General features: G+C 62.9%; 16 protein-coding genes. All 16 read left to right on the plus strand.

Features of this window, described 5'->3' with window-relative positions; all coding sequences use genetic code 11:
- Positions 1–3 precede the first annotated feature (3 nt).
- The 16 genes from ACWA1U_RS10860 to dnaE all read left to right on the plus strand — a co-directional run bounded on the left by ACWA1U_RS10860 (position 4) and on the right by dnaE (position 18,879).
- Positions 4–1,527, plus strand: a complete 1,524-nt coding sequence (locus ACWA1U_RS10860) for a UDP-N-acetylmuramoyl-tripeptide--D-alanyl-D-alanine ligase (protein WP_463722200.1) — start codon at positions 4–6, stop codon at positions 1,525–1,527.
- Entirely contained in the window at positions 1,524–2,627 is a 1,104-nt protein-coding gene (mraY, locus tag ACWA1U_RS10865; protein WP_463722201.1) for a phospho-N-acetylmuramoyl-pentapeptide-transferase, read from the plus strand. The genes ACWA1U_RS10860 and mraY overlap by 4 nt, the downstream gene beginning before the upstream one ends.
- Positions 2,609–4,201, plus strand: coding sequence for a UDP-N-acetylmuramoyl-L-alanine--D-glutamate ligase (gene murD / locus ACWA1U_RS10870; RefSeq protein WP_463722202.1), 1,593 nt, complete (start codon positions 2,609–2,611; stop codon positions 4,199–4,201). Before mraY ends, murD begins: the two co-directional genes overlap by 19 nt.
- Entirely contained in the window at positions 4,201–5,580 is a 1,380-nt protein-coding gene (gene ftsW / locus ACWA1U_RS10875) for a putative lipid II flippase FtsW (RefSeq protein WP_463722203.1), read from the plus strand. Before murD ends, ftsW begins: the two co-directional genes overlap by 1 nt.
- On the plus strand, positions 5,577–6,692 hold the full coding sequence (murG, locus tag ACWA1U_RS10880) for an undecaprenyldiphospho-muramoylpentapeptide beta-N-acetylglucosaminyltransferase (protein WP_463722204.1): 1,116 nt from the start codon (positions 5,577–5,579) through the stop codon (positions 6,690–6,692). Before ftsW ends, murG begins: the two co-directional genes overlap by 4 nt.
- Entirely contained in the window at positions 6,689–8,095 is a 1,407-nt protein-coding gene (murC, locus tag ACWA1U_RS10885) for a UDP-N-acetylmuramate--L-alanine ligase (RefSeq protein ID WP_463722205.1), read from the plus strand. The genes murG and murC overlap by 4 nt, the downstream gene beginning before the upstream one ends.
- Positions 8,092–8,997 (plus strand): cell division protein FtsQ/DivIB, encoded by a 906-nt coding sequence (locus tag ACWA1U_RS10890; protein ID WP_463722206.1) that lies wholly within the window; start codon positions 8,092–8,094, stop codon positions 8,995–8,997. The genes murC and ACWA1U_RS10890 overlap by 4 nt, the downstream gene beginning before the upstream one ends.
- A gap of 182 nt (positions 8,998–9,179) precedes the next feature.
- Entirely contained in the window at positions 9,180–10,379 is a 1,200-nt protein-coding gene (gene ftsZ, locus ACWA1U_RS10895) for a cell division protein FtsZ (protein ID WP_463722207.1), read from the plus strand.
- A gap of 2 nt (positions 10,380–10,381) precedes the next feature.
- Entirely contained in the window at positions 10,382–11,095 is a 714-nt protein-coding gene (locus ACWA1U_RS10900; protein WP_463722208.1) for a purine nucleoside phosphorylase YfiH/LACC1 family protein, read from the plus strand.
- The gene (locus ACWA1U_RS10905; RefSeq protein WP_463722209.1) at positions 11,083–11,829 is read left to right on the plus strand and encodes a YggS family pyridoxal phosphate-dependent enzyme; all 747 of its coding nucleotides are present in this window, start codon (positions 11,083–11,085) and stop codon (positions 11,827–11,829) included. The genes ACWA1U_RS10900 and ACWA1U_RS10905 overlap by 13 nt, the downstream gene beginning before the upstream one ends.
- Before the next feature lie 110 nt (positions 11,830–11,939).
- Positions 11,940–12,455 carry a cell division protein SepF gene (locus tag ACWA1U_RS10910; protein WP_463722210.1) on the plus strand — a complete coding sequence of 172 codons (516 nt, stop codon included), beginning with the start codon at positions 11,940–11,942 and terminating at the stop codon, positions 12,453–12,455.
- Between the two features lie 58 nt (positions 12,456–12,513).
- A complete protein-coding gene (locus ACWA1U_RS10915; RefSeq protein ID WP_463722211.1) occupies positions 12,514–12,801 on the plus strand; it encodes a YggT family protein in 288 nt (95 codons plus the stop codon).
- A gap of 156 nt (positions 12,802–12,957) precedes the next feature.
- On the plus strand, positions 12,958–13,596 hold the full coding sequence (locus ACWA1U_RS10920; protein ID WP_463722212.1) for a DivIVA domain-containing protein: 639 nt from the start codon (positions 12,958–12,960) through the stop codon (positions 13,594–13,596).
- Positions 13,597–13,737: 141 nt separating this feature from the next.
- Complete coding sequence (gene lspA / locus ACWA1U_RS10925) at positions 13,738–14,340, plus strand: signal peptidase II (protein WP_463722213.1); 603 nt, start codon at positions 13,738–13,740, stop codon at positions 14,338–14,340.
- A complete protein-coding gene (locus ACWA1U_RS10930; RefSeq protein WP_463722214.1) occupies positions 14,324–15,259 on the plus strand; it encodes an RluA family pseudouridine synthase in 936 nt (311 codons plus the stop codon). The genes lspA and ACWA1U_RS10930 overlap by 17 nt, the downstream gene beginning before the upstream one ends.
- A 59-nt stretch (positions 15,260–15,318) precedes the next feature.
- On the plus strand, positions 15,319–18,879 hold the full coding sequence (gene dnaE / locus ACWA1U_RS10935) for a DNA polymerase III subunit alpha (RefSeq protein WP_463722215.1): 3,561 nt from the start codon (positions 15,319–15,321) through the stop codon (positions 18,877–18,879).
- The last annotated feature ends 4 nt before the right edge of the window (positions 18,880–18,883 follow it).

Here is an 18,883-nt window from a genome sequence, read left to right on the forward strand (position 1 = left end):
GTCATGATTGAATTCAGCGCAGCCGAGATCGCTACGGTCACCGGCGGAAGGCTCTCCGAGGCGGCCCAACTGGACCCCTCTCGCACAGTCAGTTCCGCAGCCACGGACTCCCGCGAGAGCCGTGCCGGTGGCCTCTTCATAGCCAAGCCAGGCGAGGCCACAGACGGGCATCACTTCGTCGGCAGCGCCTTCGCGAACGGCGCCGTGCTTGCGCTTGTGGAGCACCCCGTGGCCGACGACGACGGCACTGACTTTCCCGCCGTCGTCGTTCCCGACGCCGTGGAGGCAATGGGGAAACTCGCTGCCGAAACTGTTCGAAGGCTGCGGGCGCACTCCCCGTTGACTGTTATCGGAATCACCGGTTCCGCGGGCAAAACCACCACCAAGGACGTTCTGGCGCAGGTGCTCGCCGCCGCTGGACCCACTGTTGCGCCCATCGGTTCCTACAACGGTGAGATCGGTGTACCTCTCACAGTTTTCACGGCTGGGTACGGCACCCGCTACCTCATCATCGAGATGGGAGCCACGCGGGTTGGCCACATCGACTACCTGTCCGCCATGGTCAAACCTGATCTTGGAATTGTCCTCTGCGTTGGCTCAGCACACGCCGGGGAATTCGGCGGTGTCGAGAAGATCGCCGAAGCCAAAGCGGAACTTCCGCGCTCACTGGGCGCTGATGGCACGGCCATCCTCAACGCTGATGATCAGCGCGTCCTGGCGATGTCGGAAGGCGTCAAAGGTTCCAACCTCTACTTCAGCGAGGACTCGACGTTCAGCACGGACGGCTCACCGGTGGTGCGCGCGGAGAACGTCGCCCTTTCGGTGGAGGGCAACCCCGTTTTCACTCTCGTCCTCCCCGATGGCGGGCGGCAGGAAATCCGGTCCCTGCTCATCGGACGCCACCACGTGACCAACCTGCTGGCCGCAGCGTCGGCTGCGTTCACTGTCGGACTAAACGGTGAACAGATAGCGGCCGGCTTGAGCTCTGCCCGTGCGGTGAGCCGTTGGCGCATGGAACGCACTGATCGGCCCGATGGCGTGACGGTCATCAATGACGCCTACAACGCCAATCCCGAGTCGATGCGTGCCGCCCTGGCAACATTGGCTGAGCTCGGCCGGGGCCGCCGTACCTGGGCCGTGCTGGGGGAGATGCTTGAGCTAGGAGAAGATTCCATCACCGCCCATGATTCCCTTGGCCGGGTAGCTGTGCGGCTGAATATTTCGAAGCTCATTGTGGTGGGCACAGGGGCACGCGCCATGCACACAGGCGCCGTGCTGGAAGGGTCCTGGGGAGACGAAGCGCTCTTTGTCCAGAACGTTGGTGAGGCAGAGGAGATTCTTTCCCGCGACCTCCAGCCCGGGGACATCGTTCTCGTCAAGTCGTCAAACGGTGCGGGGCTCCGCCATCTGGGCGATCGGCTAGCATTGGCAGTGGACAGGCCGAGCGCAGTGCCTGACGATTCTCCAGGGTCACCGACTGATTCGTTTGGACCCGGTCAACTGAACCAAGGGGGCTCCCCGCTGTGATTGCTTTGCTGATCGCTTCGGCCTCGGCCCTGGTACTGGCCCTCGTTCTGACTCCACTATTCATCAGGCTGCTTGTTCGAAAGAGCTACGGCCAGTTCATCCGGGATGATGGCCCAACCGCCCACCACACCAAGCGCGGCACTCCCACCATGGGTGGCGCCGTCATCGTCGGATCCGTTGTACTCTCCTACTTCGCCACGCACCTGGTCATGATGGCTGCGGATGTGTCCGACGGACCGACAACATCCGGACTCCTGCTGCTCATGATCACGGTCGGCATGGGGCTGGTCGGGTTCTTCGATGACTACATCAAAATTTCCAAGCAGCGCAGCCTCGGGCTCAGTGCTCCCGCCAAAATCATCGGGCAAACGACAGTCGGGGTGGTCTTCGCCATCCTCGCGCTGAACTTTCCGGACGAAAATGGACGGACACCGGCGTCGACGGCCATCTCATTCGTGCGTGATACTTCGATCGACCTCGCCTTCGCGGGACCGCTGGTCGGGGCAATCCTCTTCATCGTCTGGTCGAACCTCATCATTACCGCGGCGTCCAACGGCGTGAACCTGGCGGACGGGCTGGACGGGCTGGCCACCGGAGCCTCAGTCTTTGTTTTCGGCGCCTACATGCTGTTGGGGATCTGGCAGTTCAACCAGCGGTGCGCCGACCCTGGGGTGCCCGCGAACATCTGTTACGAGGTACGTGATCCGCTGGATCTGGCGCTTATCGCTGGCGCAATGTGCGGTGCCCTTGTCGGCTTCCTCTGGTGGAATACCTCCCCCGCAAAGATCTTCATGGGCGACACCGGCTCCCTGGCGATCGGTGGAGCGATTGCCGGGTTCGCGATTCTCTCCAGGACGCAGCTCCTGCTGGTCATCATGGCCGGTCTGTTCGTCATGATCACACTGTCCGTCATCATCCAGGTTGGCTTCTTCAAGCTCTCGGGCGGCAAGCGCGTCTTCAAGATGGCCCCGCTCCAGCACCACTTTGAACTGAAAGGCTGGCAGGAGGTCACGGTCGTTGTCCGCTTCTGGATTCTTGCCGGACTGTTTGTCGCCGTCGCACTTGGCATTTTCTACGCGGAATGGGTTGTACTGCTTTGACGAAAGCCTCCACTGAACGCCTTGCCGGACTTACCTCCTGGGACTCCGACTGGAGCGGCCTGAAAGTGGTTGTCACGGGAATCGGGCTTTCTGGATTCTCAGCCGCTGACACACTCATCGAACTCGGCGCGCGGGTGGTTGTCTGCGACGGCACCGATTCGGTGCAGACGCGTGCGAAGGCTGACACGCTTCGCATCGTCGGTGCGGTGGATGTACTCCTCGGAGAGGGCGCGTGCAACGCGGTACCCGACGTCGAGGGAACCCCTCCCGACCTCATTGTCACCTCGCCGGGCTGGCGTCCCACCCAACCCCTGCTCGCAGCGGCCGCAGAAGCAGGTATCCCTATCTGGGGTGATGTGGAGCTCGCATGGCGGGTTCGCGAGCGGGAGGGCAGGCCAACAGCGCAATGGCTTACCATCACGGGGACCAACGGCAAGACGACGACAGTCACATTGGCGGAATCCATGCTGCGCGCGGCTGGACTACGGGCCATCGCCGCGGGCAACGTAGGAACACCCCTGCTCGACGTCATCCGTGACCCTCAGGGATACGACTTCATCGCCGTCGAGCTCTCCAGCTTCCAGCTGCACTGGAGCTCGAGCATTGCGCCGTTGGCCAGCGTCTGCCTCAACCTTGCCGAAGACCACGTCGACTGGCATGGCGGCTTCGAGGGCTACCGGGCGGACAAAGCGAAGATCTACGAAAATACCAGGATCGCCTGCATCTACAACGTCGAGGACCGGGCGACCGAGCGCATGGTTGAAGAAGCCGATGTCCAGGAAGGCTGCCGGGCGATCGGTTTCACCACAAATACTCCGGCCGTCAGCATGATGGGCGTTGTGGACGGGCTGCTGGTGGACAGGGCCTTTATCGAGCAGCGGAAGGACTCTGCCGCGGAGCTCGCATCGGTGACCGACCTCGGCGAGGTGGTACCACGCCACCTCGTGGCGAATGCCCTCGCCGCAGCGGCCCTGGTGAGGGCTGCCGGCGTCGAACCCGCTGCCGTCCGGGCGAGCATCCGAAATTACAATCCCGGCGGTCACCGCATCGAGCTGGTGAGCTCACAGGACGGCGTCCTCTGGATCAACGACTCCAAGGCCACGAACCCGCACGCAGCCCACGCTTCCCTCTCCGCCTTCCACTCGGTGGTCTGGATTGCCGGCGGTCTGTCGAAAGGCGTCGACTACACCAGCCTCGTGCAGGAGAATGCCGGACGGTTCAAGGCGGTCATCCTGATTGGCCGTGACAGCTCAGACCTGGCGTCCGTACTCCGCCGACACGCACCCGATGTTCCACTGATCGACTTGGCAGCAGGCGACACTGGTAAGGACGAGTTGCCGTCCCAGGCTGCAGTCTCAGACGAGGCCTCAGCCGGGATCTCCGGCGGCGTCCTTGCCATGCGCGCAGCGGTTACCGAATCGCTTCGCATAGCCCAGGACGGCGACACGGTACTCATGGCGCCGGCAGCCGCGTCGATGGACCAGTTTCCTTCCTACGCCCATCGTGGAGACGCCTTCATTGAGGCGGTCCGGGGGATTGTGGAAGGGCAGGGATTCACCGCTAAGGAGTTGTAATGGTCAGCACGCCAACCCGGCATCCTCGCCGGAAACCGGCGCCGCGGCCGCATCCTCCGGTGGCAAAGAATGCCCCCGCCAGGCAGCAGAAAACCCAGCCCGTGAAAGCAGAGCCGCGCGCCGTCGTCGAGCCTGTCAGGCAACGTAAAGGTTTGCTTGGCAAATTCATCAGGCTGTGGCACTTCCTGGAAGGCTCAGACAAGCAGACCAGCGGGTCGAGCTATTACATGATCCTTGGAGCCACCCTCGCGCTGACCGCCATCGGGCTCATGATGGTGCTCTCGGCGTCGTCGGTGGAGGAGATCGCTAAGGCGGCAGCAGAGCCGGATTCGGTGGAGAGCGGGCTGACTGCCTTTGACCTGACCATCAAACAAGGCATGTGGGCGGCCGGCGGGATCGTGCTGATGCTTGTGTTGTCGCGGTTCAGCCCGCGAGCCTACAGAATGCTTGCCTGGCCGGGCCTCGGGACCGCCGTTGTACTCCTGGTCCTGGTCCTGCTCATCGGAACGGAAATTAACGGCAACCAGAACTGGATCCAGTTCGGTGGGTTCACCATGCAGCCATCCGAGCCGGCCAAATTGGCCCTTGCCCTTTGGTGCGCAACAGTGCTGGCGCGCAAGCGCGGGCTTATCCGGAGCTGGAAACACGCACTGATACCCGTGCTGCCGCTCGGCGGTCTGATCCTTGGACTCGTCATGCTGGGAGGCGACCTCGGAACGGTCATTATCCTGAGCATGGTTATTGGCGCCGCGCTCTTCTTTGCAGGTGCGCCGCTGAAACTCTTCACCATTGCCGGCATCGCGGCCATAGCCCTGGCAATCGGGGCCGTACTGCTCAACCCGACGCGCAGCACGCGAATCGAGGCGTGGCTCCGGCTCAACTGCGAAAGCGCAGGGAACCCCTGTTGGCAGTCTGACGGCGGCCTCTACGCCCTTGCCTCCGGAGGATGGTTCGGCGTGGGGATCGGGCAGAGCCGGCAGAAGTGGAGCTGGATCCCGGAAGCGCACAACGACTTCATCTTCGCCATTATCGGAGAGGAGTTCGGGCTGATCGGAACCATCGTTGTCCTTGCCCTGTTCGGCATCCTCGCCGTTGCCACCCTTCGTGTGGCGCGGCGCTACACCGACCCCTTCGTTCGCATCCTGATGGGATCGATCATGGTGTGGATCATTGGCCAGGCCTTCGTGAACGTCGGAATGGTGACCGGAGTACTGCCCGTGATCGGCGTGCCCCTCCCATTCATCTCCTATGGGGGTTCCGCACTGACCTTCACGCTTGCCGCCGTCGGAGTCCTGTTAGCCTTCGCCCGGCGCATGCCGCCGGCACCGGTTACCGAGTCCGAGACAGACACCCCTGAAAAGAGCATAAGTACACCTTGACCACGTCCACTGCACTCTCAGTTGTCCTGGCCGGTGGGGGCACGGCCGGGCACATCAGTCCGCTGCTTGCCATCGCGCGGGCGCTGTCCGACGCCCATCCGGAAGCCGAAATCCTTGCCGTCGGTACTGCCTCCGGCATGGAGACACGGCTGGTCCCCGCGGCAGGTTACCGGCTGAAGACCATTGAGCGGGTGCCCATGCCCCGCAGGCCCTCCGCTGACCTCCTGAAGTTGCCCGTACGTCTGCTTCGCGCCGTGCGCCAGGCAGTGCGGATCGTTGACGAGGCGTCCGCGGACGTCGTCGTCGGTGTAGGTGGATACGTCTCGACGCCGCTCTATCTGGCCGCACGGATCCGCGGGGTGCCCGTGGTCATTCATGAGGCCAATGCCCGGCCAGGCCTCGCTAACAGGCTCGGCGCGCGCATTGCCACAACCGTGGCGGTGGCCTTCCGCGGCACCGGCCTGCCCGGCGAACAGTGGGTCGGGATGCCGATGCGCAAGGAAATATCAAAGCTGGACCGTGCCAGCGCACGCGTTGGGGCGCGCAAGCGGTTGGGACTGGATCCACAGACGCCGACCCTCATCGTGACGGGAGGCTCGTCGGGCGCTGCGAGTATCAACCGCGCCGTCGCCGAAGCCGTGCCCCATCTCTCCGAAGCGGGTGGCGGAGTACAGATTCTGCACATCACGGGTAGGGAAAAGCAGGCCATGAATGACGCGGGAGAGCTCCTGGCGGCACCGGGCTACCGTCAAGTCGAGTTTGTCGACGGCATGGAGGATGTCTACGCCGCCGCAGACCTGCTCCTGGCGCGGGCGGGAGCGGCTACGGTGTGCGAGGTTGCCGCGGTTGGGGTGCCCGCAATCTTTGTGCCGTTGCCGCACGGGAACGGCGAGCAGCGCGGGAACGCTTCCGAACTGGTGGAGGTGGGCGGCGCTCTGCTTGTTGAGGACTCCGAGATCTCGGGAGAGTGGATCACAGCGACAGCCCTGCCGCTTGTCCAGTCGGGAGAGCGCCTCAAGGACATGTCGGCTGCCGCCGGCGTCCTCGGCGTACGCGATGCCGATGTCCGCATGGCCCAACTGATCACCGAAGCAGCGGAAGGGCAGCGATGACAAACGCAATCGAGGACCTCGGCTCCGTCCACTTCATCGGTCTCGGAGGCGCGGGGATGTCCGCGGTAGCCAGGGTTCTGCTGGCCAGGTCAGTCACGGTCTCGGGATCCGACGCCGCAGACTCACGCAACCTGACGGCGCTCATCGCGCTTGGCGCGCGCGTCTGCGTCGGTCATGACGCAGCCAACCTTGGTTCTGCGGACACAGTAGTCGTTTCGAGTGCCATCAGGCCTACCAATCCCGAACTGGTGGAAGCCAAGGCCCGGGGGTTGAAGGTTCTGCACCGCTCAGAAGCACTCGCTGCTGCCATGGACGGACGCGAGGTCGTGGCAGTCGCCGGAACCCATGGAAAAACGACGACGACGGCGATGATCACCGTCATGCTCCAGGCCGCGGGTCAATCACCGTCCTTCGCGATCGGCGGCGACGTTGCAGCCCTGGGAGTCAACGCAGCATGGGCGGAGGGTAGCGTCTTCATTGCCGAAGCTGACGAATCAGACGGCTCCTTCCTCAACTACAGCCCTCGTATCGGCGTGGTGACCAATGTGGAAGCCGACCACCTGGATCACTATGGAACAGCTGAGGCGGTCTTCGAATCCTTCGACCGGTTCGCGGCCCTGCTCCCGCTGGGCGGCGGGGTGCTGGTCGCGTGCTCCGACGACACCGGAGCTGCGGCCCTGGCCCAACGGACGGCGGCGACGCGGCGTGTGAGGACCTACGGGTACGACGACGCCGCGGACGTGCGCATCAGCGGTACCCGCGCGCTGGGCAGCACGTCGAACAGTGTCCTGTCGTTCTCGGTTGACGGGCTCGAAAGCCAGCAGGAACTCCAGCTCGGTGTTCCGGGCCGCCACAACGTACTCAACGCTGCGGCAGCCTTCGCGGTAGGACTTGAACTCGGTGTCGACCCGGAAGCAGCGGCTGCGGGGCTCGCCACTTTCTCCGGCGCGGCACGGCGCTTCGAGACCAAAGGGGAGGCGCGTGGCGTGCGGGTGTTCGACGACTACGCGCACCACCCAACGGAAGTTGCCGCAGCCCTGTCGGCTGCGCGAACCGTAGCCGGGGAGCATCGCGTGCACGTCCTGTTCCAGCCGCACCTGTTCTCGCGGACCCTTGAGTTTGCCTCCGATTTTGCCGCTGCGCTTTCGTCCGCCGATTCAGTGCATGTACTCGACATCTATGCTGCGCGTGAAGACCCGGTGGAGGGCGTGACGAGCCGGCTCATCACAGACCAACTCAGCGTGCCGGGTGGTTATGCGCCCAATCCCGAGGAAGCGCTGCAGGACATTGCGCGTTCGGTTCACCCGGGTGACATTGTGCTCACGGTGGGTGCGGGCGATGTCACACGCCTGGGTCCTGACCTGGTGAAGCTACTTGCCGCTACCCGCGATGGTTCGCCGTGACGCCGCGCCCTCCGAAACAGCCCGGCGGACAAAGCCGGCCGCCGTCGTCGCCGGCTGACACCATCAGCGCTGAGAAGAGCGTTCCTGCGGCGCCTCTGAACCCTTCCCAGAGCGCGGGCGCGCACCGGATCAGTGGACAGCGGGACACGCCGGTTGCTTTGTTGGACCGGACCGAGGACGCAGGCACGGTCATCGCCTTCCCCGAGCCGCCCGCCCGCAGGCGCAGGCGGTGGTGGCTGATTGGTATGACGACGGCGGTACTCGCCGTTGCCGGGCTCCTCGCCTACCTCGTATTCTCGCCGGCGTTGGCGGTTCGGACCCTGGAAATCAACGGCAACCGGCTCCTGCCCGAGGAGCAGGTCGCGGCAGCCCTGTCTCCACTGATGGGAACCTCCCTGACGCAGATCAGTGAAGAGGAAGTACTTGGTCTGCTGTCCGACCTTCCTCCCGTACAGGGTGTCTCGGTAGCAGCCGTGCCGCCGTCCACCCTGAGCGTCACCGTGGTGGAGCACGTTCCCGTTGCCATCCTGGAAAGCGGCGGCACTTTCCTGCTGATCGATTCCCAGGGGCGCCAACTGGCCTCGGTGAAGGACCGTAAGGCTGTTGCCCTCCCGTTGATCGACGGCGGGGAGAATGCCGTGAACAGCGATGTCTTCTCCTCGATTACTGCGGTACTGGCGTCACTACCCGCGGACATTCTTGAGCGCCTCGTGCACGCCTCGGCCAACTCGATTGACTCTGTGGAGTTGAAGCTGACAAACGGCAAGACGATCTTCTGGGGGAGTGCCGAGAATAATTCGGCGAAAGCTGGTGTGGTCGCTGCGCTGCTGACTGTTCCGGACCAGGATCCGCCGGTCAAAGTCTTCGATGTCAGCACACCGGACCGGCCAGTAACACGATGAGTTTTCCGACACGCTGCAATGGTCATTGCATGAGGGTGCTGCTGCACCTAGCGTCTCAGTAGAAGTTACTTGACATAACGTTAACCCTCAAGTTGAAGGTGAACGTTACAAGATGAAGGTTGCAACAGCGTCAACCCGATTCATCCCCATACAGCGCACAGATCAAACAAGGGACACAGGACGTGGCAGCACCGCAGAATTACTTGGCCGTCATCAAGGTCGTCGGCATCGGCGGCGGTGGCGTGAACGCCGTAAACCGAATGATCGAAGTCGGACTGCGTGGCGTGGAGTTCATCGCCATCAACACCGACGCACAGGCGCTCCTGATGAGCGACGCCGATGTGAAGCTTGACGTTGGACGCGAACTCACCCGCGGCCTCGGCGCAGGCGCAGACCCTGAGGTGGGCCGCAAGGCTGCCGAGGATCACGCGGAAGAGATCGAGGAAGTCATCCGCGGCGCAGACATGGTGTTCGTGACCGCTGGAGAAGGTGGCGGCACCGGTACCGGTGGCGCTCCCGTTGTGGCACGTATCGCCCGGTCGCTGGGTGCGCTGACCATCGGCGTCGTGACCCGGCCCTTCACCTTCGAGGGACGCCGCCGCTCAAACCAGGCGGAGACGGGAATCGACACGCTGCGCGACGAAGTCGACACTCTGATCGTCATCCCGAACGACAGACTGCTGTCGATCAGCGACCGCAACGTCTCCATGCTTGACGCCTTCCGTTCAGCGGACCAGGTGCTGCTCTCCGGTGTGCAGGGCATCACCGACCTCATCACCACTCCGGGCCTGATCAACCTGGACTTCGCAGACGTCAAGTCCGTTATGCAGGGTGCCGGTTCTGCGCTCATGGGCATCGGCTCGGCCCGCGGAGAGGACCGCGCAGTCAAAGCGGCCGAACTGGCGATCGCCTCGCCGCTGCTTGAAGCCTCCATCGACGGTGCGCACGGCGTCCTCCTGTCCATCCAGGGCGGCTCCGACCTCGGACTGTTTGAGATCAACGAGGCTGCCCGGCTGGTGCAGGAAGTCGCCCACCCGGAGGCGAACATCATCTTCGGCGCGGTGATCGACGACGCACTCGGCGATGAAGCCCGTGTCACAGTGATTGCGGCTGGCTTCGATCAGGTTGACGCGACCTCCCAGCCGCAGACGCCAGCAGCTAAGCCCGCGGCCGCTCCTGCGGTAGGCAGGGAGGCGGCACCCGTGCCGCAGACGGTAGCGGCGGGCGCCGGGTATGGAGCCTGGTCACACGGATCAAGCAACGGCGGCCGCAATGACGTACCGGGTAATGCCGGGTTCGACGTCGACCTTCCGGCCGTCGTCGAGCCGGACTATTCAACCGGTAGGTCAGATGACCTGGACGTTCCTGACTTCCTGAAATAGCGGTGTTTTTCTGGAGCGCGCTGGCCGCACCAGGAATCCGGATTGGCTTCACGGACCGGGCAGCGGGGAATCTCTCCGGCGTGGTTGGATCCAACCAGGGAAATGCTGCCCGGAACCGCGAGGCTCTTGAGACGCAGCTTCAGGTACCACCCGGAACGCTGCGGTTCATGAACCAGACGCACTCAACCGTGGTTGCCGATGCTGAATTCTCCGATCTGCCGGAGGCTGACGCACTCATCAGCAGAACGGGCCAACATGCGATGGCCGTGCTGGTCGCCGACTGCGTGCCTATCGTCCTGGTGGGGGAGCATGAAGACGGCAGCGTGAGTACCGCCGTCGTCCATGCGGGTAGACGGGGGGTGGAGGGCAACATAGCGCTCCATGCCGTAAGCCAACTGGAGAGGAAAGGCGCGGGCTCCGTGTCCGCGTGGCTTGGGCCCTCCATCTGCGGTGAGTGCTACGAAGTGCCGGAAGCCCTGCAGGAACAGGTTGCAGCGGTTGTCCCGGAAGCGCGTTGCACCACCAGTTGGGGTACGCCCGCCCTGGACCTGCCGGCGGGCGTGCGGGCGCAGCTTCGTGCCGCCGGCGCCACAGTCCAGAGAATCGACACCGCTGCGGTGTTGTGCACCCTGGAAAACGAAAATCTCTTCTCGCACCGGGCAGTAGCGGGCGGGCGGCCCGCTGGGCGGCTGGCCGGCTTGGTATGGCGCCAGTGAACCTTGGTGAGCACAGGGCGGATGAACTCGCTGAGAACCTCGCGCGGGTCAATGCCCGGATCGACACCGCAGTCCAGGCAAGCGGCAGAGCAACCCGCCCGGCGCTCATTGTCGTGACCAAGTACTTTCCGGCCGAGGATGTGAGGACCCTTGCGCGACTCGGCGTCCGCGACGTCGGTGAGAACAAGGACCAGGAGGCCTCGGGCAAGGCTGGGGAAGTGGCGGATGGGACGCTGCGCTGGCACTTCATCGGCCAGTTGCAGAGGAACAAGGTCAAATCCGTCGTGAAGTATGCGCACTCCGTCCATTCGGTCGATCGCCAGTCGCTGGTTGGTGCTCTCGACTGGGCAATGGAGCAGGAGCAGGAGCAAAGGGTGGAGGCCGTCGCCCACCGCCCGCCCCTCGACTGCTACGTCCAGGTAAACCTGTCCAGGGACCCTGCGCTACATCGCGGCGGCGCCACCCCCGAAGACGTGCCCACGGTAGCGGCGCAGATAGCCGACGCCGGGCAGCTCAGGCTGGCGGGTGTCATGGCGGTGGCACCCCTCGGTGAAGATCCGGCCGATGCCTTTGCGCGTCTGGCAGATCTGGCAGCGCAACTGGTTCGCAGGTACCCCGGTGCGGGCGGCATTTCTGCAGGCATGAGCGGTGATCTCGAGCATGCAATCGCGGCTGGCGCGACACACCTGCGCGTCGGCTCAGATGTCCTCGGTGCGCGCCCACCCGTGGGGTAGCGTCAACGCTGTAACCGCAGGCGTCACGGGGCGTCCTGGGCTGTTTTGAACCGCAGCTTGCATTACATCTTGCATAACGGGTGCATGACAAAGGAATGACAGGAGCTACCATGGCTGGCGCACTGCGCAAGACAATGATTTACCTTGGGCTCGCCGACGGTGACGAGCACTATGAGCCTGAGCCCAAGACATCGAACAGTAGGAATGAGGATTACTCAGTGGACTACGACCGCGACGAACGCCATGCGGAGGCCGCGCCGGTAAGCAAGGCAGCCCCCGAGGAGTACCGCGCGCCGGTCACTCCCATCAAGCGTGCACAGTCCGCACGGGAGGATTCCTCGGCACTCCGGCAGATCACCACGGTTCACCCAAGGTCCTACAACGACGCCAAGATCATCGGTGAGAGCTTCCGCGACAACATCCCCGTGATCATGAATGTCACCGATATGGGTGAAGCCGATGCCAAGCGCCTCGTAGATTTCTCCGCAGGTTTGGTGTTTGCGCTTCATGGCTCGATTGAGCGCGTAACCAATAAGGTTTTCCTCCTTTCGCCCTCCTACATCGAGGTGCTTGGCGAGGATCAGAAAGCCAGTGAAGCCCAGAGTAATTTCTTCAATCAGAGCTGACACGGTTTACAGTTACAGGTACCTATTTCCGTTCATGCCAGAGGACTGTGACTAATACGTGAGCTTGGTCTTCGCCCTGATCTATCTGGCGCTGATGCTGTTTCAGCTCGCGCTGATTATCCGGATCGTCTATGACGCAGTGCAGATGTTCGCCAGAGGCTGGCGGCCAAGAAGATTGGCGCTGGTATTGGCGTCGGCGATTTACACCGTTACTGATCCGCCCATTCGCCTGTTCAGAAGGCTCATCCCGCCGCTGCGGCTGGGAGGGGTATCCCTCGACCTCGCTTTCCTTGTAGTCTTCATCGCGACCAGCATCCTGAAGGTTGTAGCGGCATCGCTGGCATGAGGATTGACCGGTTAGTTTTCGAGACCTAAAAGATATACGCTGAATCACATATTGTGTGAAGCGGGGGGGTTTACCTCCATGAGCACGTCCACAATTCGGTAACGTTGTCAGGTCCACCCCAGGGTGGTCCAGACTAATCCACTATGAGGTGACCAGATGGCCCTGACGCCAGAAGATGTTGTCAACAAGCGGTTTCAGCCCACTAAATTTCGCGAGGGCTACGACCAGGACGAGGTAGATGACTTCCTCGACGAGATCGTCGTGGAACTGCGTCGCCTGAACCAGGAGAACGACGACCTCCGTCGCCAGCTTTCCGAAGGGTCGGCCAGCACCTCCCAGAACGTTGCAGTTCCGGCCCCCGTGGCCGCGAGCACGCAGACCGAAGAGGTCCGCGAGGAGAAGAAGCCTGAAGAGCCCAAGATCGAGGTGCCCAAGGTTGAGGAACGCCCCGCACCCGCACCTGTGCAGCAGGCAGGCAACGCTGAGTCGGCTGCAGGCGTGCTCGCCATGGCGCAGAGGCTCCACGACGAATATGTCAACGCCGGAGTAGAGCAGCGCGACAAGATCATCGCCGAGGCGCAGATCGAAGCAAGCAGCCTCGTCAATGACGCACAGGAAAAGAGCCGCAAGACCCTCGGAGCACTTGAGCAGCAGAAGGCAGTCCTTGAGCGCAAGGTCGAGCAGCTCCGCGGCTTCGAGCGGGATTACCGCTCACGCCTGAAGGCCTACATCGAAGGCCAGCTCCGCGACCTCGATTCCCGCGGTTCAGTGGCTTCCGAAACAGCAGACGCGTAAACGGTCCTCAAACCTCGCCAGCGAGGCTGACGTCCCACCAGAGGCCAGTTCCCGGTTCATCCGGGGACTGGCCTCTGCCGTACGCTGGAGGGTGAGCCCGCGTCCGACGGCGCCCGCTGCGGCGCAACTACCGAGAGCATCATGACCGAGCAACCTCCTGCCACCGGCCCCGAGTCGACCGAACACCACCCGAAGCACGGCAAGCGTATTGGCGCGCGTTTCGCGTTGCTCCTGCTCGGCTGTTCCCTGGCTGCCTACGTGATCGACCAGCTGACGAAGGTATGGGTTGTTTCCACCATGACCGAGGGGCAGATCACAGAGGTGCTGCCGCCGGTCCTCAGTTGGCACTTCATCCGGAATTCCGGCGCTGCTTTCTCCATCGGCACTGAGATCACCTGGGTTTTCACCCTGATTCAAGCCCTGGTGTCCATCGCGATCATCACCCAGATACGCAAGGTTGCCTCCTGGGGTTGGGCCGTTGCACTGGGCCTGGTGCTGGGAGGTGCGTTGGGAAACCTGACGGACCGGCTCTTCCGTGAGCCCTCCTTCGGGCAGGGGCATGTGGTGGACTTCATTGCGTTACCGAACTTTGCGATCTTCAACATCGCGGACACCGCAGTCGTCAGCGGTGTGATCCTCATTTGCCTCCTGACGTTGCGCGGGATAGGGCTGGACGGGCGGCGCAGCAATGAGCAGAAGGAACCGGCAGTAGATGCTGAGGTGAACGATGACGAGCGCTCCTGAAGTTTTCGAGGTACCGGACGCCGCAGCAGGCCAGCGGATGGATGCCTTCCTCGCCGCTCTGACCGGGGAGTCCCGCTCGACCGTGGCTGGCTGGTGCGTTGCCGGATACGTGACTGTTGATGGCTCTCCGGTGCAGAAATCGGGGAAGGCCGTCGCGGGGACCCGCCTGACCGTCGTTGTGCCTGAGCAGCGCAACCCGCTGGAAATCGTTCCGGAACCGGTCGAGGGGATGGCCATCCTGCTTGACGACGAAGATTTTGTGGTAATCGACAAACCAGTCGGTGTAGCAGCCCATCCCTCCCCCGGATGGGTGGGACCCACCGTCGTCGGCGCGCTGGCCGCCGCCGGCTACCGCATCTCGACCTCCGGTGCGCCGGAACGCGTCGGGATCGTGCACAGGCTCGACGTCGGCACATCGGGGACCATGGTCGTGGCCAAGTCTGAGCACGCCTACACCGCGCTGAAGCGGGCTTTCAAGGAACGGACCGTGGAAAAGCAATACCACGCGCTGGTGCAGGGCTTGCCTGATCCGCTTGAGGGCACTATTGACGCACCGATCGGCAGGCATCCTGCCCACGACTGGAAATTCGCAGTCATGGAGGACGGCAGGCCATCGATTACCCATTACGCGGTGGTCGAGGCCTTTGGAAAAGCGAGCCTCGTCCGCGTCCGCCTGGAGACCGGCCGGACCCACCAGATCCGTGTGCACTTCTCCGCGCTCCGGCATCCCTGCGCCGGTGACCTGACTTACGGCGCGGACCCCCGGCTGGCCGCAAACCTGGGGCTTACACGTCAATGGCTGCACGCAAGCAGGCTCGCCTTCGAGCATCCCCGCAGCGGTGAAAAAGTTACCGTCGACAGCGCCTTCCCGATGGACCTGCAGTATGCCCTTGACGCCCTGGGCAGCGGAACGGTCTGACGCACACCACACCCCGTGAGGCGTCCCGGAAAGGAAGCTCGGATCGCTACACTGAGGTGGTGGTTTCTTCAGTTCCAACCCCAGCTTCCAGCACTGTGAACCAGGACTCCTTTGTCCACCTTCACAATCACACCGAGTACTCAATGCTGGACGGGGCAGCGAGGCTGGGGGACCTGTTCAGTCACACCACTGAACTCGGGATGAATGCCCTCGCGACCACCGACCACGGGTTCGTCTTCGGTGCATTCGACTTCTGGAACAAGGCGCGCAATGCAGGGGTGAAACCCATTGTCGGCGTCGAGGCGTACCTCACCCCGGGAACTGCCCGAGCGGACAAGACCCGCGTTCAATGGGGCGGCGGCGGGCGTGACGACGTCTCAGGCGCAGGCGCCTACACCCACATGACTCTGTGGTCTGAGACCACCGAAGGCATGCACAATCTCTTCCGGATGTCCTCGCTGGCTTCGCTCCAGGGCTACCTGTATAAGCCCCGCATGGACCGCGACCTCCTCCAGACCTACGGCAAAGGCCTGATCGCCACAACCGGGTGCCCGTCGGGGGAGGTACAGACCAAACTGCGGCTCGGTTTGTACAGGGAAGCACTGCAGGCGGCGTCGGACTTCCGGGATATCTTCGGCCCGGAAAACTTCTTCTGTGAGCTCATGGACCACGGACTGGACATCGAGCGGAACGTGCAGGCTGACCTGATCAAGCTCGCGCGGGAACTGGGCTTACCCCTCGTTGCGACCAATGACCTCCACTACACCCACGCTGAAGATTCGAAGGCACACGCAGCGCTTCTGTGCGTGCAGTCCGGTTCCACCATGGCGGATCCCAAGCGGTTCAAGTTTGACGCCGACGAGTTCTATCTCAAGTCACCCGCCGAAATGCGCTCCATCTTCCGTGACTACCCGGACGCCTGTGACAACACGCTGCTCATCGCGGAACGCTGCAACGTCGAGTTCAACACCAATGCCAACTTCATGCCACGGTTCCCCGTTCCGGAAGGCGAGAATGAGCAGTCCTGGTTTGTGAAGGAAGTGGAGACGGGTCTCCATTACCGGTATCCGGAGGGGATTCCGGACGACGTCCGCAAGCAGGCGGATTACGAGGTCGGCGTGATCTCCCAGATGGGCTTCCCCGGCTACTTCCTCGTGGTTGCAGACTTCATCAACTGGGCCAAGAATAACGGCATCCGCGTTGGTCCGGGCCGCGGATCGGGCCCCGGTTCGATGGCCGCCTACGCGATGCGCATCACTGACCTGGACCCGCTGCGCCACGGCCTCATCTTCGAACGGTTCCTCAACCCGGACCGCGTGTCGATGCCGGACTTCGACGTCGACTTCGATGATCGCCGCCGCTCCGAAGTGATCCGCTATGTCACGGAGAAATACGGCGACGAGCGCGTTGCCATGATTGTCACGTATGGCACCATCAAGGCCAAACAGGCGCTCAAAGATTCCTCCCGCGTAATGGGGTACCCGTTCTCCATGGGTGAGCGGTTGACCAAGGCCATGCCGCCGGACGTCATGGGCAAGGGAATTGCCTTGGCCGATGTGCACAACAAGGAGGCCAAGCGCTACTCGGAGGGGGACGAACTCAGGGAATTACTGAGAACCGACCCTGACGCCCAGAAGGTCTTCGAAACGGCGCTCGGACTGGAGGGACTGAAGCGCCAGTGGGGCGTTCACGCGGCAGGCGTCATCATGTCCTCGGAGCCACTGATCGACATCATCCCGATCATGCGCCGCGACCAGGACGGCCAGATCATCACGCAGTTCGATTACCCGACCTGCGAGAGCCTCGGCCTGATCAAGATGGACTTCCTTGGCCTGAGGAACCTCACGATCATGACGGACGCGCTGGAGAACATCCAGCTCAACCGTGATCTTGAGCTGGACCTGGAGATACTCCCGCTGGAGGACAAGGAGTCCTACGAACTTCTTGCGCGCGGGGACACGCTTGGTGTGTTCCAGCTCGACGGCGGGCCGATGCGCTCGTTGTTGAAGCTCATGCGTCCGGACAACTTCGAGGACATCTCGGCCGTGATTGCCCTCTACCGCCCGGGTCCAATGGGTGCCAACTCCCACACCAACTACGCACTGAGGAAAACCGGCGTCCAGGAGATCACGCCGATCCACCCGGAACTTGAAGAGCCGCTCGCCGAGATCCTGAACACCACTTACGGCCTGATCGTGTATCAGGAGCAGGTGATGGCAATTGCCCAGAAGGTCGCCGGATACTCGCTCGGACAAGCCGACATCCTTCGTCGTGCGATGGGCAAGAAGAAAAAGGAGGAACTGGATAAGCAGTTCGCCGGTTTCTCGCAGGGCATGAAGGACAACGGCTATTCCGACGCCGCTGTGAAGACACTATGGGATATCCTGCTTCCCTTCTCCGACTACGCCTTCAATAAGGCCCACTCGGCTGCTTACGGCGTGGTCGCCTTCTGGACCGCCTACCTGAAAGCCCACTACCCGTCCGAGTACATGGCCGCCCTGTTGACCAGCGTCGGCGATGATAAAGACAAGCTGGCGCTGTACCTCAACGAATGCCGCAGAATGCGCATCACGGTGCTGCCTCCGGATGTGAACGAATCGAGCGTGAACTTCACTCCCGTGGGGACGGACATCCGCTTCGGCATGGGTGCGATCCGCAATGTCGGCGCGAACGTAGTCGGTGCCATGGTCGCGGCACGCGAGGAGAAGGGCGCGTTCGAATCCTTCTCGGACTTCCTGCAGAAGGTTCCGGCAGTGGTGTGCAACAAGCGCACCATCGAGTCGCTCATCAAGGCCGGTGCCTTCGATTCACTCGGGCATCCGCGCCGCGCGCTCGCCATGATCCACGAGGAAGCCGTGGACTCCGTTGTGGTGCTCAAGCGCAACGAGGCAGCCAACCAGTTCGACCTCTTCAGCGTATTCGACGACCCGGGTGCAGGCACGGGCCTTTCCGTCGACGTCCCCGATCTCCCGGAATGGGCCAAGAAGGACAAGCTGGCTTTCGAGCGCGACATGCTTGGCCTCTACGTTTCCGATCACCCGCTACAGGGTCTCGAGGGGCTGTTGAGCCAGCACGCGGACTCGGCCATCACTTCAATCATCGGCGAGGAGGGCCCGGCCGACGGCGCAATGGTCACCATCGCGGGAATGATCACTTCCCTCCAGCGCCGGATCGCGAAGAACAGCGGCAACGCCTATGCACGTGCCGAGGTGGAGGACTTGGGCGGTTCGATGGAAGTTATGTTCTTCGGCCAGGTGTATGGGCCCATCGCCTCGGTGTTGGAAGAGGATCTCATTGTCGTGGTCCGTGGGCGCCTGCAGCGCCGCGATGATGGCACCGTCACCCTCAATGCTCAGGAACTTTCCGTCCCCGACCTCACCGAGGGTCACTCCGGCCCGGTAGTCATTTCCCTGCTGCATCACCGCGCCACCGAGCCGGTGATCCAGGAGCTGGGGTCCGTGCTGAGGCAGCACCGGGGCAACTCCGAGGTGCGGCTGCACGTGCGAAAGGAACGGCACCTTGCCGTGCTGTCACTGCCGGTAGACCTGCGGGTCAATCCCACGTCTGCACTGTTCGGTGACCTCAAGGTGCTGCTTGGACCGACGTGCCTGGACGCGTAAACGG

Source organism: Arthrobacter sp. TRD_SC_6 (genome assembly GCF_055361185.1).

Bases quoted from the DNA above. Each gene is read 5' to 3' on its own strand.
- murD (WP_463722202.1), top strand. From the start codon at position 2,609: ATGGGTTGTACTGCTTTGACGAAAGCCTCCACTGAACGCCTTGCCGGA.
- ACWA1U_RS10905 (WP_463722209.1), top strand. From the start codon at position 11,083: ATGGCGCCAGTGAACCTTGGTGAGCACAGGGCGGATGAACTCGCTGAG.
- ACWA1U_RS10930 (WP_463722214.1), top strand. From the start codon at position 14,324: ATGACGAGCGCTCCTGAAGTTTTCGAGGTACCGGACGCCGCAGCAGGC.
- lspA (WP_463722213.1), top strand. From the start codon at position 13,738: ATGACCGAGCAACCTCCTGCCACCGGCCCCGAGTCGACCGAACACCAC.
- ACWA1U_RS10860 (WP_463722200.1), top strand. From the start codon at position 4: ATGATTGAATTCAGCGCAGCCGAGATCGCTACGGTCACCGGCGGAAGG.
- murC (WP_463722205.1), top strand. From the start codon at position 6,689: ATGACAAACGCAATCGAGGACCTCGGCTCCGTCCACTTCATCGGTCTC.
- ftsW (WP_463722203.1), top strand. From the start codon at position 4,201: ATGGTCAGCACGCCAACCCGGCATCCTCGCCGGAAACCGGCGCCGCGG.
- ACWA1U_RS10920 (WP_463722212.1), top strand. From the start codon at position 12,958: ATGGCCCTGACGCCAGAAGATGTTGTCAACAAGCGGTTTCAGCCCACT.
- ACWA1U_RS10910 (WP_463722210.1), top strand. From the start codon at position 11,940: ATGGCTGGCGCACTGCGCAAGACAATGATTTACCTTGGGCTCGCCGAC.